This window comes from Wolbachia endosymbiont (group A) of Campoletis raptor (genome assembly GCF_964026755.1).
In the GTDB taxonomy this organism is placed as follows: Bacteria; Pseudomonadota; Alphaproteobacteria; order Rickettsiales; family Anaplasmataceae; genus Wolbachia; species Wolbachia pipientis.
The window spans coordinates 1,075,476-1,092,581 of sequence record NZ_OZ034695.1; the positions used below are offsets into that span (position 1 = coordinate 1,075,476).

Sequence of the window (17,106 nt, forward strand, 5' to 3'; positions counted from 1 at the left end):
ATTACCCTTAATTATACTCTAACTTTAACTCATCAACCACATATTGTGGCACTTGCTCATAACAAGAAAAATGCATACTATACTGCGCCCTTCCCTGAGACATAGAACGCAAAACGTTGATATAACCAAACATATTTGCAAGAGGTACCGAAGCAGTAATTATTTTACTATTATTACCTAAATCGAGCATATCAGCAACATTTCCTCTTCTACTATTTATATCACCCATAACATCACCCATATATTCTTCAGGAGTAATGATTTCAACTTTCATTATAGGCTCCAGCATTTTTGGACCAGCTTTATTTGCCATCTCTTTAAAAGCACCTTTAGCAGCAAGTTCAAAAGCTAAAGGACTAGAATCAACCTCATGAAAAGCACCATCAAGAAGGGTAGCCTTAAAATCAATCAACGGAAATCCCGAAATTATACCACCTTCTTTTATCAACTCCAAGCCATTTTCTACCCCAGGAATATACTCTTTTGGAATAGCACCACCTACAATTTTACTTTCAAATTGAAACCCAGAACCAGGCTCAAGAGGTTCAAATTTTATTTTAACCTTAGCAAACTGACCAGCTCCACCAGATTGTTTTTTATGAGTGTAATCAATTTCAACAGATTTAGTGATAGTTTCACGATATGCAACCTGAGGAGCACCGACGTTAGCCTCAACGTTAAATTCGCGCTTCATTCTATCAACAATAATCTCAAGATGGAGCTCACCCATGCCTTTCAATATAGTCTGGCCACTTTCCGCATTTACTGACATTCTCAAAGAAGGATCTTCTGCAACCAACCTATTTAGAGCAATACCTAATTTTTCCTGATCTGAAGTGGTTTTAGGTTCCACAGCAATTTCAATAACAGGCTCAGGAAATTCCATACGCTCCAATAATACAGGAAAATCAACAGAACATAAAGTATCTCCGGTGGTTGTTTTCTTTAGCCCAACTAAAGCAACTATATCTCCAGCCCTAGCCTCAGTTATATCTTCTCGGTTATTTGCATGCATAAGTAACATTCTGCCAATCCCTTCAGTTTCGTTTTTTAACGCATTTGAAGCGGTAGATTTAGACTTTAATTTACCAGAATAAATACGGATAAACGTCAAGCTGCCTACAAATTTATCCGTCATCACTTTAAATGCAAGAGCAACAAATTTCTCTTTTTCTGAAGGTTTGACCTCAATTTTCTTTTCTGAATCTTTAGGATCAATTCCAACAATTACATCAACATCAATAGGAGAAGGTAAAAAGTCAACCACACCATCTAAAAGTGGTTGTACGCCTTTATTTTTAAAAGCTGATCCACACAACACAGGAACAAATTTTCCTTTAATGGTCCCATTTCTCACGCATTTTTTCAGTAAATCCACTGGCAGATCATTAGACTCAAAGTAAGTATTCATCGCTTCATCATCCATCTCAGCTGCAGCATCTAATAAAAGATTTCGATATTCTTGAGCCTTATCAAGCAAATCAGAAGGAATATCTTCATAAGAAAATTTAGCGCCCAACGTTTCTTCTTGCCATATAATGGCTTTCATAGAAATAAGGTCAATTATACCTTTGAAATCTTTCTCACTCCCTATTGGTAAATGAATAACTAAAGGTGCTGCACCAAGCTTCGTCTTTATCATATCAACACATCGATAAAAATTTGCCCCTATTCTATCCATCTTATTAACAAAGCAGATACGAGGAACGCTATATTTATCAGCTTGACGCCACACTGTCTCAGATTGAGGTTCAACTCCAGCAACTCCATCAAATACAGCAACTGCACCATCCAAAACCCTTAAAGATCTCTCAACTTCAATAGTGAAATCAACGTGACCAGGAGTGTCTATTATATTGACCCTATGATCATTCCAAAAACATGTTGTTGCAGCAGATGTGATTGTAATACCACGCTCTTTTTCTTGCTCCATCCAATCCATAGAAGCTGCACCATCGTGCACTTCACCAATTCTATTTTGCTTACCAGTATAAAATAAAATACGCTCTGTTGTGGTAGTCTTACCAGCATCTATGTGAGCCATTATCCCTATATTTCTGTATTTAGATATTCCAATTTCCATATCACAATTAATTAGCTAACATTAAAAACGAAGATGAGAAAATGCCTTATTAGCTTCAGCCATTTTATATTTTTCTTCGCACATCTTAAACGCACCACCGCGTTTATTATAAGCATCCAGTATTTCAGATTGCAAACAATCAACAGTGGTTTTTCCACTCTTTTTTCGAGCAGCAGAAGTTGCTTTAGCAATCCACCTTAACGCTAAAGAAACCGCTCTACCTTGTCGAACTTCAACAGGTACTTGATAAGTTGCACCACCAATGCGTCGAGAACGCACTTCTATAGAAGGAGTAACATTTCCTACTGCTGTCTCAAAAATTGATAACCCACCTTCGCCTATTTTCTTTTCAGCTAAAGACAAAGCGTCATAGATAATCTTTTCTGCAGTAGATTTTTTACCACATTTCATGATTGTATTAATGAAACGCATCAGCAAAACACTGCCGTAACGCGAATCAGGACTTATTTCTCTTTTTTTTGCTTTATTCCGACGAGCCATAAACTTTAACCAGATTTCTTTACACCATATTTTGAACGAGCTTTCTTTCGATTTTGCACACCACGCAGATCAAGGGCACCTCTTATTATGTGATAACGCACACCTGGCAAATCTTTAACCCGCCCACCACGTATCAAAACAACAGAGTGTTCTTGTAAATTATGACCTTCACCAGGTATATAAGCCGTCACTTCACCATACCCACTAATTTTTACTCTGGCTACTTTACGGAGTGCTGAGTTAGGCTTTCTAGGAGTTGTAGTATACACCTTAGTGCAAACACCTCTCCTTTGAGGGTTGCTTTCTCCCAAAGCTGGTACCTTTTTCTTATGGGTCAATCCTAATCTACCCTTACGTATTAATTGATTTATCGTAGGCATATGTTATAAACTCAAGCTCATTAAAATAACTAAGTTTTTAGTTATAAAATAATAAACCTCAATAGTCAATATAAAAATAAACATTACTACTCTAATAATTAAGCTCAACTGCCTTGAAAGCCATCAGTAGACTTCTTGCACTACCTCCCAAGCCACAACTGTCATTCAGTAGAAACGAAAAAATTACTTTACAAGCTTCGCCAGCCCCCTTATCATGAAACTGAAGCTGTTTATTTATCTTCTCTGTACAGATTAAATGACAAAAAAACTCACGTATCTGGCGTATCATGTTTAATTTTTTGCACTATGTGCAGTCTATGTCTTTATAAAATTTCTAGGTTTTTACCTAATATAAGCTGAAATGCGCTTATAAAGCATTTAAAACATTAAAAAACGCCAACTTAAAAATGGATAGTGAATAACTAGCTACCCTAGGGTTTCTTTTGCCTTTTTTTCTGTTTAGTAAATTTCTTAACGTTTATAATTTAGATTAGTTGCGGTTTAAAAGCAGCCAAATCGCGGTTATTAAGTGTTTAGAATAAAAAAACGCCATACTTGAAAGTATAATGTAAGTAATTAGCCAACCACGGGGCTTCTTTTGCCTTTTTTTTATTTGGTAAATTTCTTAAATATTTATGGCTAAACGACAATCGTCATCCCGCTACGTGTTAGCGGGATCTAGAGATACCGCGGCGGTATGACGTGGACTGCTGTCATTCCGCTACGTGTTAGCGGCTAAGATACCGCGAATGAATCGCGGTATGACGGTTCGTGGCGGAATGACGTAAAGCTCGCGTTAGCTATACTTTTATGCTCACCAACTTAGCTGGATCCAAGTAGTCAAGCTACTTGGATCTGCAAATTGCAATGTTCGTACAGCTGCGTGCTTGACACCGGGATTTAGTGCAGCTACCCTAAACTGGAAGCTCATCTTGCTATTCTTGGCTGAAAGGAACATATTTTTAGAATAATGAAAACAATCAGCACTTTAATTCAAGAAGGATCGGAGTTATTATCGTCACATAAAGTTGAATCACCACATTTAGATTGTGAAATCATCATGCAGCACGTACTTGGAGTGGAAAGATCATTCATAATTATGAACCATGCTGATCAAGTGCCGATGGAGAAAGAACTTTTATTTTGGAAATTAACAAAAAAAAGAGCGGAAAGATATCCAATATCGCAAATAATAGGTAATCGTGAATTCTGGAGTAAAAATTTTATAGTTAACCAGCATGTTTTGGATCCAAGACCAGATAGTGAAACATTAATCTCAACAGTGTTAAAATATTACCCAAATAAAAAGCAGAGACTAAAAATTGCAGATTTTGGTACAGGCACAGGTTGTTTATTGATATCCGTACTTAGTGAGTATGAATATGCCGTTGGTATCGGTTTTGAAAAAAGCTTGGAAGCATACAAAGTTGCCTATCAGAACACAAAGAAACATGATCTTCTCAGCAGAGCCAAAATATTTCCAAGCTCATGGACAGAGTGCAGAGGTTCATTTGATCTGATAATTAGCAATCCTCCATATATTAAAAGAAGCAAATTAAAAGACTTACAAGCCGAAGTGCAAAAAGAGCCAAGAATTGCTCTTGATGGTGGAATTGATGGTTTAAACTGTTACTTGAGTATTTTTCCAATATTGAAAAAGTGCCTTAAAAAAAATGGGTTTGCAATATTGGAGATAGGTGAAGATCAAAATGATATTGACAAAATAATACCCTCATACAAATTAGCTTTTCAGGAATATGTACATGATTTGGCAGGAATGAAGAGGTGCATTGTTATGCAAAAAACATAGCTAATGTTTTCTTCCTTCATCCCATATTATCCTATGTCATCCCAGCACCCTCTAGCTAGTCATCCAAGTAGCGTGACTACTTGGATCTATATTTACTATGGTCAAGGCATAGGATGACAGGAACGGTTTTATGCATTTTTTAAAAGGGCAACATGTTTAAGCTTTGCTGGCAAAGTGGAAAGTAAGGCCAGCCTCTATACCGTGTGTGTAAAACAATGTATTACCTATATTTATATCTTCTTTTGCTGCATTTGCTGGTTTACTCTGATCATCAAGCTTCTTTTCACCCCTGTTATTAGGATCATCTATAATTTCTCCAAGCGCATCCGTTGTAAGTTTAAGACCATCACCAATAACACCACCAATAGCACCAAAACCTCTATATCCGATATGCATATTTACATCTTCGTTTATGTGATAATCAAGGCCAGCTTTTAATTGACCTGCGGGTCTTATTGACGATTTTTCAAACATTGTCATTCTTGTTGCACCGACTCCAACCCCAACATAAGGAGAAAAAGAGAAACGGTCACTCTTCCAATGATGATAAACATTTGCCATTAGAGACATGTTTTCAATTTGGTCATGATTAACTGTAGCACTATAGATATAAGTTTTTTTACCAGCATCCTTACCAATGTCCTTTAGGTATGAAACAGTTATTTGACTACTTGTTAAACCAACATTATCCACTTTTACAGAAGAATACATCCCTTCCAATTCAGCTCTATAGCTGTTGTTACCCAATTCTCCTGTGTAACCAAATGCCACATTTGCAGCAAAAGGTGGATTATAATCTCCTTTATACTCACTTAGTGACTGACCTTTTGTGTTCCGAGCATCCCTGTCATTTATAGACAAATTTTTGATATCTGTAGTGCTTGTTTTTAGTTCACCCATGCCATTAAAAAATTGACCATAATACCCACTACCAAAGTAAAACCCTTCTGTTTCACTCGCAAAAGATTGTTGTGACAACAATAAAGCAAGTGCTGTAACCGCTAATGTTTTTTTACTAATCATTACTACTCCCCTAGTTAAAATAGCTAATCTAATACTAATTAATTAAAAATGGCTTAATATGAAAAACCTAATTATTTGCATAACTTGCACTTTTCTGAGCTAAAAATAGGCAAAGTTAACCTTACTTCTCGTCATTTTTTAATTTATCCTCATCTTCAAATTCATCCTCCTCTTCTTCGTCATCAAACCCATCATCGCTCCTATCCTCATCTTCCTCGTCATCATCTTCAAACTTATCGTCGATATCTTCATCATCAATATCTTCGTCTGCAAATTCATCTGATTCATCATATACTGCATCTTCGGTTTTAGTTTCAGCAGGATAATCAACTGAATTAGGTCCCTCAAGAACATTATTCCCCTCGTTATTAACCTTATCTTTGCTCGCAGCGGCAGAAAGAACTTTGTTTGGGTCATATGGTTCTTGTGTAGGCACACGAGTTTGTTTGAGCAGCCTTCTTGTGAAGGTGGTATCACTGTAGTACAAAATTTTCTTTGATTTAATTGGGTAAGTCGACTCTATTAAAATTATCTGATCGTTACGTGGCAACATAATAACTTCTTGAGGCAATAGCAATGCTCTCTGTATTTCGGAGATATGTAATGACCTTGAAGCAGGATTTAAATCTAAAAATTTAGGCTTATTCAACGATTCTTGTTGTACAGTTTTGTTTCCTATAAGTTGCGATATTAAATTAGCTGTTTCAATATTATTGGCTGCAAAAGTTATTCTGTAAGTCGAGTTTGACAAAAAGGAGTTCATCCCTGCTTCTTCGTATATTCCTTTGAGCTGCTCAGTATCTTGAACAATTAAGAATAACCTAACTCGATAACCACGAAAATATGCAATACCTGTTTGAAATTGCTCCATTTTTCCAAGTGTAGGAAACTCATCCATTAAAAACAATACGCCATAAGGCTCGTCATCCGATGGCAATTTTCTACATAAAAACCCAGTTGCCTGTTGGTAAAAAACCTGCATTAAAGGCCTGAGCCTAGTCAAGTTGTCAGGAGTTAAACCAACATAAACTGTAATTTTCTTCTTTTTAAAATCTAGAATATTAAAATCACTTGACGCAGTTGCAGTATCAATCAATGGGTTTGCCCACAATTCAAGTGATGAGTTCATGGTTGATACAACACCTGACCTTTCTTTATCAGCTTTTTGTAAAAAAGCTGCAATATTCATATATGCTACAGGGTGTAGTATTTTACCCATTGTATCAAGAGCAACAGCAAGATTATAAACCACGTCATCACTACGCATCGTACGCACAACTTCACCAAAAGATTTAACTTTCTCTGGTGCAGCAAGTAAGTATAATACCACTCCAACAAATAAGCTTCTTGCTTCATTCTGCCAAAAGTCTTGTTCAGGCATGATTAGGTTAGCTATTTTCTGCACATCGTCAACCATCTGCCCAGGTTTTTCACTAATCCATTGTAATGGATTGTAACAGTGACTTATTCCATCTGGCTGCGCTGGATTCCATACGTATACTTTTTGTCCTTGTCGTTCTCGCCAACCACTTGTTATTTCATAGTTTTCTAATTTTATGTCGTGTACAATTACCGAGTCAGTCCAAAATAATAAATTAGGAATTACAAAGCCAACACCCTTACCAGAACCTGTAGGTGCAAATAACAATGCATGCTGAAACCCATCAGAAATGAAGTATCCTCTTTTATCTTTACCAAGCAATAATCCCTTTTTGCTTCTTAATCCTGCTTTTCGTATGTCTTTCTCTGATGCCCACTGCGAATCTCCATGAAGTGATTCCTTCTTTTTAAATGGTCGCCACTCAATTATCCTTTCTCTTAAATTCCATAAGATAATCATTAAAACAATGATAGGCAGTGCAGAAGATATAATTAATGTGATTTTGAGCTCAAGGCTATATAACTCTGGATGATGCCAACAATATTGTATATGATCAAAAATCGTTGGCCAAAGAGCTTGAGGGAAAGGCGTCAAACTAGGATTAATTGCCTTAAAATCCACAGCATCCGGACCATCAGCAAACAGAACAAACAATATACCAGATAGATAGAAGCAAAACTCAAGTACGCTAAAAGCTACTACACCTCCTATGAGAATATTACGTAGGTGATTTCCATTACTCATAAACTACTCTTCCTTAACTTATGTATAAATTTAAGCATTTTCGCTCGCAGATCTAGTAAATAATATCTCAGAAATGCTTCTTTTGCCCCCACCGGTTCTTTTTAGCTGAATAACAATATCAATCACATTTCTAATGTATGGTATAATTTGGTCTGGAGGAATGCCAAGATTTGCCTGCATAACCATCAATTTTATTTGCTCAAGGGCCATTGTTGGACTATCTGCATGAAGGGTTGATATTGATCCAGGGTGACCAGTATTTATCGCCCTGAGAAAACTAAAAGCTTCCGCTCCACGGAGCTCACCAACTATTATTCTGTCTGGCCTTAAACGTAAGCACGCTTCTATCAAATCTTGAATGGTTACTTTTGCTCTGCCCTGCCCTCCTTTAGAGGCAATTAGATGGACTTTATTGGGATGATCGTTCAAAACGATTTCCCTTGCATCCTCAACAGTAATAATTCTTTCCTCAGCTGGAATAGCACGCAAAGTAGCATTAGTAAAAGTAGTCTTACCAGTGGAAGTTCCACCACTAATTATAATATTTTTCTTACTTATTACAGCGTATTCTAAAAACTCTTTTATTTTTTTTTGCCTTAACAATAAATCCAAATGACGGTCAACTGGATTATCAGTTGCTTCTGTAACAGTTTCAGAAAAAGCCCCCATTTTTTCGTAATCATCGAGTGCTAACTGCATGCTAGAAGGCTTACGAATCGACATGACTACTTTATCAGGTTCACATGCTGGCGGAAATACTATCTGTATACGATAACCATTTGGTAATGTTGCCGAAAGTAACGGCGCTTCTTCGCTAAGTTTTTGTTCTGTAGCTTGAGCAATCAGTCTGCCAAGAGATTTCAAATGGTTAAGATCGAATACTTCTAATTTTTCACACCTTATTTCACCGCGATTTTCAATCCATACTTCCTTTGGCTTATTTATTGATATTTCATTTACGCCTTCTTCTTGAAATATGCCTTGTAATGGCTCCAAATATGTATCAAGTGCAGCATAGTTCATTTCATTGATTTAATATTGCCTGTGGAGGAAATACTATATCTTGGTTAACAAATACTTTCAATGCAGTGCCTTGATCAACATAAATAGTTGGTTTTTTATCTGTATATCTGCCCACTACATCCCGCATATCTTTAGAAAAATCCTCGATTGATTTCCCGATTGCTTCATCATAAACAGACTTGCTTTTTCTTTGAATTTGTTCTAACAGTTGATTTACAATTTCCAGGCTTATATTTACCTCGTCTTCTTCAATTCCTAGTGCTTTTGCTATTTCCTCTTTCATTATTTTTAGTAAATCTTGTCTGCTTTTGGCACTCCGAATTCTTCCGATAGCCCCAAGGCCTAATTTCCATTTGTCACTAGATATCTTCTTTTCTGGGTCAATAATGAGTTGGAGAGAAGAAAAATCTATTTCGGTTGCAGTGATAGACTTTACTGCATCTCTGATAGTTAGCGTATCAACAAGATTAGAAGCCTTTTGCCCTATAACAGCAGAACCAATCGAAACACCAGCAAGTGTCACTGAAGAGAATAACGCACTTACCATTTTGTTATCAACTATTCCTGCTATTCCTGCTCTACCAAGCTCGTCAGTACTAAGTGATGAGATTGCAATATCTATTCCATGTGGCAGAATCACTCTATTCCAGTTTATATTTACACGAGATTTAGCAACATTCGAGTCAAATGAATAACTGCCTATCAATCTTGAGCCTTTAGGTATTAAAACTGTATCACCAGTTTCTGCATAAACATCTCTACTCACCATAGCACGCAGCATTCCTTGCAGATCAGAGTTTATTGCAGTTTCAAGAACAGCATCAATAATTTTACCTTGAGTAATCATTAAACCAAGCTTTCCTACTCTGGTAGCTTTGCTCGATTGTGCTGAAGTGTCGGATAAAATAGCATCAGCAGCCTTGTTCTCTCCACTACCACCTGAAATTGTCAACATCTGTGCACTACGTCTGTCTCTAGGATAACCGCCACCCCCTATTGTAGGAAACGAGGTAGGTAAATTGCCCATAACATTACTAGAAGGAAAATTTTGCTTTGGCAAAATAGGTATATTTGACACAGGAGTTTCTTTTGGTTTCTCTTCTTCTTTTTTCATCACTTCTTCTTTTCTAATTTGTTTTATTTCTGGTATGATTAGTGGTGTAGGAAGAGGAGGTAAGGGTGGTAAGTGATCAGTTATTATTCTTTCAGGAACCATTACATTATCTGGAACTTGTTCCAACTTTCCTTTTAATTCTTGAACGTTTTGCTTTGTTTCCTCTTTTTTAATAACTTCTGAACCCTCTTTAGGAGAAGGACTAAAATAGAGATAATACACTCCACCAACCAGAAGCACTAAAATAATGACCATCAATGCCCTATGACCTTGATTAGAGCCAACTGTTACTACCTTATTCTCTATTTCTGATTCATCTTCTGAATTGTTACGCCTTTCTTTATTCATATTGCATGTACCACAGCTAAAGTGACCTATTTATAATTTCAACTTCACCATCTTCATAACGCATAAATAGCTTTTTATGTACTCCTTTTATTATAACATAATCATCAAATAACAGCCTTTTACAAGGTTTATCCTCCCCTTCTACAAAAATCTGAGGTATTTTATTATTATTTCTAAATTTTAAATAGGTTAAATAACCATCATCAAATAACTCAATCGGAACTATATCCGCATTACCACCTTCATCAATATATGTATAATTGTACTTCGTATCATTTTCTTGTATTATTTTTTCTAGCTTGTCTGTAGTATATTGCATTTGAGTAGGTAAAGAAACCTCATCTAAATCAACATCAAATTCACCTTCTTCTTGAGGATAATAAAAACGTACTACGTAAGATATATCCTTTTCAGCAGAATAATCGTGATCCACTTTCTTAGCATCAGTACCCGGGTATTTATCGTAGTTTGGCCTTGAGATTAAATCAAAAATGTAATTTCTTTTTTTAGTTGTCGTAATAATCATGTTAGTGCGACTACTAACTTCAAATGGCATGATAAGCAATTTATTGTCATAAGGATTAATTTTCCAACTTGATGCATCACCAACAGCGATATTTTTAACTTTTTCTCCTTCCGCAAATTCAATATAAGAATAGTAACCCTGACTAAAAACCACCGTAAATACTTCATTAGGGCTATACACAAAAGTCTTTATTCTACTATCTATAGAAATAGGCTCATTATAATTAATGGATGCGTTTAAATTGCCACTTACAAGTAAAGCTAAAACTAATAATATCCTATACATATTCATCATCTACTCTATATGAAATAACTTGAAATCCTAATGGGTTAATATATCTTTGCTGATCATCCATTTCAAGCGATGCATATCTATATGACATAATAACTATCTTATTTTTTCTCGTAGAACTTCCATCTTTCCGTGTAAATTCCACAAAAAATCTCACCTGAAGAGCATCGTTACCTAACTTTTGAATTGAGCGAATTTTAAATTCACTTTTGGTATCTGAATATAAATTAAAAAGATCATCCATATTCTGCGATCCTACATAATTTCTAAATTCATTATACACATTAGGTGAGGAAAACAACCTCACCTTTGTATAATAGTTATAATTATAATGATATGGATCAAAAACCTCCCTTGCTTTTACATACTCTGAAATAAAATAATCGTTTAGCGCTTCATCTGCAGAATACTGTTTTACTGTGACAGGATCAACCAATTGCACTATTCCTGATTTCTTGTCAATTTCTATAACAAATGGCTCAATAGTGCTACTTGTGCTAATTTTAAATACGACTAATATGCTGATAGAGATCGTTGCTAATAATATTAATGCAAATAAAAGTAGAATATTCCTTTGAGCAATAACTGTGCTGTAGCGGTTTGAATTCCAATTTATATCCTTATCTAAGGATTCAGTATTTTTTTCTCGCTTAAAAAATCTTAGCATTTTAGTATTCCTAAAAATCTTAACTTATGTTAATAAACATAGCAAATTAACAAAGTAGTTACAGCAAAAAAGCTAAAAAACTCTTAATCTATGGCCTAATTTACCAAACTTTGTCTCCATATATGAATCGTTATATTTATTACGTTCCACAATAAGTGGTAGACACTTTGTAACTCCTATACCACTACTTTCCAATTCTGACAATTTCCTATCATTGTTTGTAAGTAATTGGATTTTGTTAATGTTCAATTTCTTAAGCATTTTAGCTGCAACAGCAAAACTCCTTTCATCATCTTCAAAACCCAATATTCTATTTGCATCAACAGTATCAAGATTATGTCCTCTTTGCATACTGTACGCTCTTAACTTATTAGTTAAACCAATGCCTCTTCCATCTTGCATCAAATACAATATAATACCACTTCCAGAGTCAGCTATCATTTGAATTGCTTGATGTAACTGACTTCTGCAATCGCATGACAAGCTATCTAACAAGTCACCCGTATAGCACGAAGAATGAATTCTCACTAATGGTTCGTCATCTTTATCTGGATTGCCAATGATAATTGCATGATGTTCTCTTCCACCACTTTCGGTTCTATAAGATATGATATTTACTTCTTGAGTCTGTTTTAAAAATAATGATGTTTTGCACACTTCATATACATCCTGATTTTCTTGAAAATTATTTATGAATGACGTGTCCAGTGCAATAACGTCATTTTTCTCGCACCAATTTCGCATTTCATGGTTATTCTCAAAAGTCATATCAGCCACTAACGCGTATGGCAATAATTCTGACAACTTAAGCAAGGCAATAGCACATTCATCTATTGTCTTTGAGCATTGCAACTCTTTTATGCAATCTTCCTTTGAACAGTTTATTAAATAGAGCAGTTCATCAAAATTATTCACCAACAGACGTTTGCTGTTATGTTCTTTATTCTGAGATATGTATTTTACCTTACTTGAAGTTAAAGTAACATATACATTACTTGATGTAAACTTGTATTGATTAAATAAATCTCTTTCTAAAGCCTCAGCAGCAGCAAACAATAGGTAATTACTTTCATCATATATTACAATTGGCCGACCGCGCCTGATTTCGCTGATAGCTCTTTCTACCTTATTGCTACTCTGATTTCCTATAAACATTTTTACCCATATTAAACAGCGATAAAAACTGGTGCGGCCGAGAAGACTTGAACTTCCAAGGCCTTATGAGCCACAGCGACCTCAACGCTGCGTGTCTACCAATTCCACCACGGCCGCACTATATTCTAGTTTTTATATAATTATTTTAAATTACTTAATCATTTTAGAATTTTTCATCTAGAGTGTCAATCTGATACTAGAATAATTTAGAAATTGTTTGTATAATTTGATTATGAATTTTGTGATTATAAATTTTAATCATTTAAGATAACCTTACTACTAATTTTTAACTTAGGTTTTTATACAAATGAATATAGCTAATATCTTTATTTTTTTAGCTCTCTCTCTTATAACTAGCTTTCATTTCGTCCATGCACAAATATTATACACATGGTCTCAAGTTATCCCAGAAAATAAACTAAGCATACGCGCAATTACGGACAATGACATGTGTCCCATTGTTTATGTTGATGGCGAGGAAACAGAAATGCTGAATCGCAGCTCAATTAACAATGGTGATCATAACGAAACAGTTTGTGAACTGAAAGTACAAACAAGTGCCAAAAACATTAGTATTGAGGATCTACGGGTTCCTATATTACCAAAAAAGGTTAATAAAATTGCTTTCATTGGTGACACGGGCTGTAGAATAAATATGTTATTTCAGCAGGAATGTAATTCGGTAGATAGCTGGCCTTTAAAAAAAAATTTAGATTCAATCGCCCTTCATAAACCAGATTTAATTATCCATGTTGGTGATTATCATTATAGACAAACAAAATGTAGAAATACAAAAAAGTGTGGCGATATTTATGGATATAATAAAGAAGTTTGGTACGCTGATTGGTTTGAGCCTGCAAAGGATATTTTATCACAATCCCCTTTCCTTTTTGTTCGTGGAAACCATGAGAGTTGTGATAGAGCTTATGAAGGATGGTTCAGGTATCTAGATTCATACCCCTTTTCGTCTGAAAAATGTGGAAACTTCGTTTCTAGTTGGTCCTTAGATGCTGGACCGATGAAATTTTTTATCTTCGACTCTTCATCCGGTGAGGATATTTTTACAACCCAAAGCACAATTGATGCTTTTGAGAGGCAATTTGATAAATTGATACAAAATAGTTCTGACAAGCCCATGTGGTTTTTAACTCATAAACCGCTTTGGAGATCTCCAAAAAAAGAATTTTTGACATTAAAAAGCCATGGTAATCTTACACAAATCGAAGCTTTTGGAGATAAATTTCCAAGCAATGTTACTACCATAGTTTCTGGCCACATTCATATAGCCCAGATTTTATTAATGGATAATGTTCCAGACCAAATTATAGTTGGAAACGGTGGTGCATCATTACACGCTCAAGATCAAGAATCTGTTTATCAAAATGTAGAATTTGACTATTTAAATGGTAAAAACTACTTAGCACACGAGGTTAGAAACTTTTTTGGCTTTGGCTTTGCAATACTAAATTTAGATGATCACGAATTTACCTTCTATAATCAACACAATAAGGAAATGTATTCTGCGAAGCTAACAGAAGATTTTAAACTTAAACGGATTAAAACTATAGTCGATTCATTTTAGGATTTGTTATTAGCTATTTTAAAAACGCTACTTAAACATTTTTTTTAATCGATTGATTTCATCAGCAAATTTTGAGTCGGTCTTTATAAAATTTTCTACTTGTTTTACTGCATGTATAACAGTAGCATGGTCTCTGCCACCAAAGTTTCTCCCAATATCTGGTAGGCTTTTTTGCGTAAATTTTTTGGCAAAATACATAGCTATTTGTCTTGGCCTTGCAAGACTGCGAAGCCTTCTATTGGATTGCATATCTGCAACCTTTATATTGAAAAATTCAGCTACTTTCTTTTGTATTTCTTCTATTGTGACTGACCTATGATTTGACCTAAGAAGATCGATTAGGGTTTCACTAGCTGATTCTACCGTCATACTTCTTCCAATTAATGAGGTATGGGTAACCTTATTTAATGCTCCTTCTAATTCTCTTATATTAGATTTTATGTTCCTTGCTAAAAACTCTAGGACATCTTTCGGAACATACATATTCATCTGCTCCACTTTTGCCTGCAATATACCAAGCCTTAATTCAAAAGTTGTTTCATTAATATCTGCCACCAACCCCCAACCGAGTCGTGATTTTATTCTTTCTTCCACTCCATCAAGATCACTAGGAGACCTATCAGCTGATATAACCAATTGTTTATTTTGGTCTATCAATGCATTGAAAGTGTGAAAAAATTCTTCTTGTGTACTATCTTTACCACTGATAAATTGCACATCATCTACCATCAATACATCTACTGATCTAAATTGCTCTTTAAATAACATAATATCTTTGCTTCGCAGCGCTGTAATATATTGGTACATGAATTTCTCTGCTGATAAATACACCACTTTTCTTTTTGCTGATGGGGAATTGACTATGTGCCAAGCTATAGCATGCATTAGATGTGTTTTACCAAGTCCCACTCCACCATATAGAAACAAAGGATTGCTGCCTAATATTGGATCTATAGATTCTGCCACACGCTTTGCCGCCGTAAATGCTAATTCATTTGGCTTTCCCACTACAAAATTATCAAAGGTGAACCTTGGATCCAGCGGCGAACCAAGATTATGATTACTTTCCTCTCTGTTTTTTAGTATAACATTAAAATTTGAATTCCTCTCCTCAATTACTTGAATATCAATAGAACGTATACTTTTATCTTCGCTTTGCCATAATGATAATATTTTTTTCATGTAATGAACTGTAATCCACTCTTTTATAAACCTTGTTGACACGGATAAAAGAACTTCCCCATTTCTGCTACTGACAAATTTTAGTGAACTCAGCCAACTATTATATGTTGCTTCTCCATAAAGATTATAAAGACAATTTTGGATTTTTTCCCAAGTAACATTGTGATCCGTTACTGTAATAATCTGATCAAAAAACACAGTAGAAACCTTAGGGCTAGTTAAGTTCATATACCACACCAAGAAAAAAGCAATAATTAGAAAAATACAAGATAATCAATAGCTTACTGCAAAATGAAAAGCTAATACTACTTAATACATACTAAAAATTATGGTGATTTTTTGATGGGTTGTAAAGGGTATAAAAACATTAAAATTGATCATTTTTATTTCAAAAAAATGAAAAATTTGTAAATGTCGCTTGTATCGAGGATTAGAAGCATGCTATTAAAAACAGTAATACATTATGTATAAATAAGATGTTAAATTTACTGGCAAATAAGTAAAGTATTCATATAAATATAGCTAACCTAATATAGATTTACTGAAGCAAATTTATGATTATATTAAGTAATTTGAGTTGTTATGCTGTATTCGGTATTGAACTAGAGTTTTACATTGAAGGAATAGAAAAAGAATACTTATTTCTGAATAGCATCAAAAATAAAATAGCATCTCTTGAATTTTCTTGCGAGAAGGAGAATTCTACACATCAGTATGAGATAAAAAGTGGTTGTTATACGAACTCCGACAATTTAATTAAGCATTTTGAGTTAGCAAAACAATCACTTACTGAAACAGCACAAAAACTAGGTGGGAATATTTCTTTTAAAGCAAAGCCCTATTTGGATAGAGCAGGCAGTGCATTAAATGTGCATGTTAATCTCGTGAATTCAAATAACGATAACTTATTTTATATCAATGAGCAAAAGTACAGTGACTATCTGATTCATAGTATTGGTGGATTATGTGCAATGATGAAAAAACATATGTTGTTTTTTGCTCCAAATGATGATTCATATTTAAGATTTCAGTACCCGGATATTCACACTCCAACTACGATTAGTTGGGGAATAAATAACAGAACTGCTGCAATAAGAATTCCCTATTTTGGCAACGATTCCAAAAGATGCCGCCTAGAGCACCGTGTTCCTGGAGCAGATTGCAACCTTGAAAAAGTACTCACAGCAATAATTGAAGGTATAGTTTTTGGTATAGAGAACAAAATTGCTCCGCCAAATAGAGTGTATGGCATTGCATCTGATCCTCAATATAAGATGGAGAGTTTGATATAGCAAC

14 protein-coding genes and 1 tRNA gene are annotated in these 17,106 nt (G+C 34.9%); 3 read left to right on the plus strand and 12 right to left on the minus strand.

Annotation, left to right across the window (positions count from 1 at the left end; all coding sequences use genetic code 11):
- Positions 1–7: 7 nt before the first annotated feature.
- Genes fusA through rpsL form a run of 3 tightly spaced genes read right to left on the minus strand, consistent with a single transcriptional unit; the run spans position 8 to position 2,964 of the window.
- Positions 8–2,083: an elongation factor G gene (gene fusA / locus AAGD74_RS05420; protein ID WP_338482688.1), complete on the minus strand. Its 2,076-nt coding sequence runs from the start codon at positions 2,081–2,083 to the stop codon at positions 8–10.
- Positions 2,084–2,104: 21 nt separating this feature from the next.
- A complete protein-coding gene (gene rpsG, locus AAGD74_RS05425; protein ID WP_338482687.1) occupies positions 2,105–2,584 on the minus strand; it encodes a 30S ribosomal protein S7 in 480 nt (159 codons plus the stop codon).
- Positions 2,585–2,589: 5 nt separating this feature from the next.
- The gene (gene rpsL, locus AAGD74_RS05430) at positions 2,590–2,964 is read right to left on the minus strand and encodes a 30S ribosomal protein S12 (RefSeq protein ID WP_006279787.1); all 375 of its coding nucleotides are present in this window, start codon (positions 2,962–2,964) and stop codon (positions 2,590–2,592) included.
- Between the two features lie 970 nt (positions 2,965–3,934).
- Here rpsL and prmC point away from each other — a divergent pair.
- Complete coding sequence (gene prmC, locus AAGD74_RS05435; protein ID WP_077188468.1) at positions 3,935–4,774, plus strand: peptide chain release factor N(5)-glutamine methyltransferase; 840 nt, start codon at positions 3,935–3,937, stop codon at positions 4,772–4,774.
- Positions 4,775–4,930: 156 nt separating this feature from the next.
- Here prmC and AAGD74_RS05440 read toward each other — a convergent pair whose 3' ends face one another.
- From AAGD74_RS05440 to AAGD74_RS05475, 8 genes are all read right to left on the minus strand, one after another.
- The gene (locus tag AAGD74_RS05440) at positions 4,931–5,797 is read right to left on the minus strand and encodes a P44/Msp2 family outer membrane protein (RefSeq protein ID WP_341810598.1); all 867 of its coding nucleotides are present in this window, start codon (positions 5,795–5,797) and stop codon (positions 4,931–4,933) included.
- A 121-nt stretch (positions 5,798–5,918) separates the two neighbouring features.
- Positions 5,919–7,922, minus strand: a complete 2,004-nt coding sequence (locus tag AAGD74_RS05445; protein ID WP_341810599.1) for a type IV secretory system conjugative DNA transfer family protein — start codon at positions 7,920–7,922, stop codon at positions 5,919–5,921.
- Positions 7,923–7,952: 30 nt separating this feature from the next.
- Positions 7,953–8,945 carry a P-type DNA transfer ATPase VirB11 gene (virB11, locus tag AAGD74_RS05450; protein ID WP_338482685.1) on the minus strand — a complete coding sequence of 331 codons (993 nt, stop codon included), beginning with the start codon at positions 8,943–8,945 and terminating at the stop codon, positions 7,953–7,955.
- 1 nt (position 8,946) lies between these two features.
- Positions 8,947–10,407 (minus strand): TrbI/VirB10 family protein, encoded by a 1,461-nt coding sequence (locus AAGD74_RS05455; protein ID WP_338482684.1) that lies wholly within the window; start codon positions 10,405–10,407, stop codon positions 8,947–8,949.
- A 16-nt stretch (positions 10,408–10,423) separates the two neighbouring features.
- Positions 10,424–11,218, minus strand: coding sequence for a P-type conjugative transfer protein VirB9 (gene virB9, locus AAGD74_RS05460; protein ID WP_410529901.1), 795 nt, complete (start codon positions 11,216–11,218; stop codon positions 10,424–10,426).
- Positions 11,211–11,891, minus strand: a complete 681-nt coding sequence (locus AAGD74_RS05465; protein ID WP_338976936.1) for a type IV secretion system protein — start codon at positions 11,889–11,891, stop codon at positions 11,211–11,213. The genes virB9 and AAGD74_RS05465 overlap by 8 nt, the downstream gene beginning before the upstream one ends.
- Before the next feature lie 72 nt (positions 11,892–11,963).
- Complete coding sequence (locus AAGD74_RS05470; RefSeq protein WP_338482682.1) at positions 11,964–13,046, minus strand: GTP cyclohydrolase II; 1,083 nt, start codon at positions 13,044–13,046, stop codon at positions 11,964–11,966.
- Between the two features lie 29 nt (positions 13,047–13,075).
- A tRNA-Leu gene (locus AAGD74_RS05475) sits at positions 13,076–13,163 on the minus strand.
- A gap of 190 nt (positions 13,164–13,353) precedes the next feature.
- Between AAGD74_RS05475 and AAGD74_RS05480 the strand changes: the two genes are divergently transcribed.
- Positions 13,354–14,628 (plus strand): metallophosphoesterase, encoded by a 1,275-nt coding sequence (locus tag AAGD74_RS05480; RefSeq protein WP_338482680.1) that lies wholly within the window; start codon positions 13,354–13,356, stop codon positions 14,626–14,628.
- Positions 14,629–14,655: 27 nt separating this feature from the next.
- Here the strand turns inward: AAGD74_RS05480 and dnaA are convergent, their stop codons facing one another.
- Positions 14,656–16,038, minus strand: a complete 1,383-nt coding sequence (gene dnaA / locus AAGD74_RS05485; protein WP_338482679.1) for a chromosomal replication initiator protein DnaA — start codon at positions 16,036–16,038, stop codon at positions 14,656–14,658.
- Between the two features lie 326 nt (positions 16,039–16,364).
- Here dnaA and AAGD74_RS05490 point away from each other — a divergent pair, with 326 nt between their 5' ends.
- Positions 16,365–17,102, plus strand: coding sequence for a glutamine synthetase (locus AAGD74_RS05490; RefSeq protein ID WP_006279775.1), 738 nt, complete (start codon positions 16,365–16,367; stop codon positions 17,100–17,102).
- The last annotated feature ends 4 nt before the right edge of the window (positions 17,103–17,106 follow it).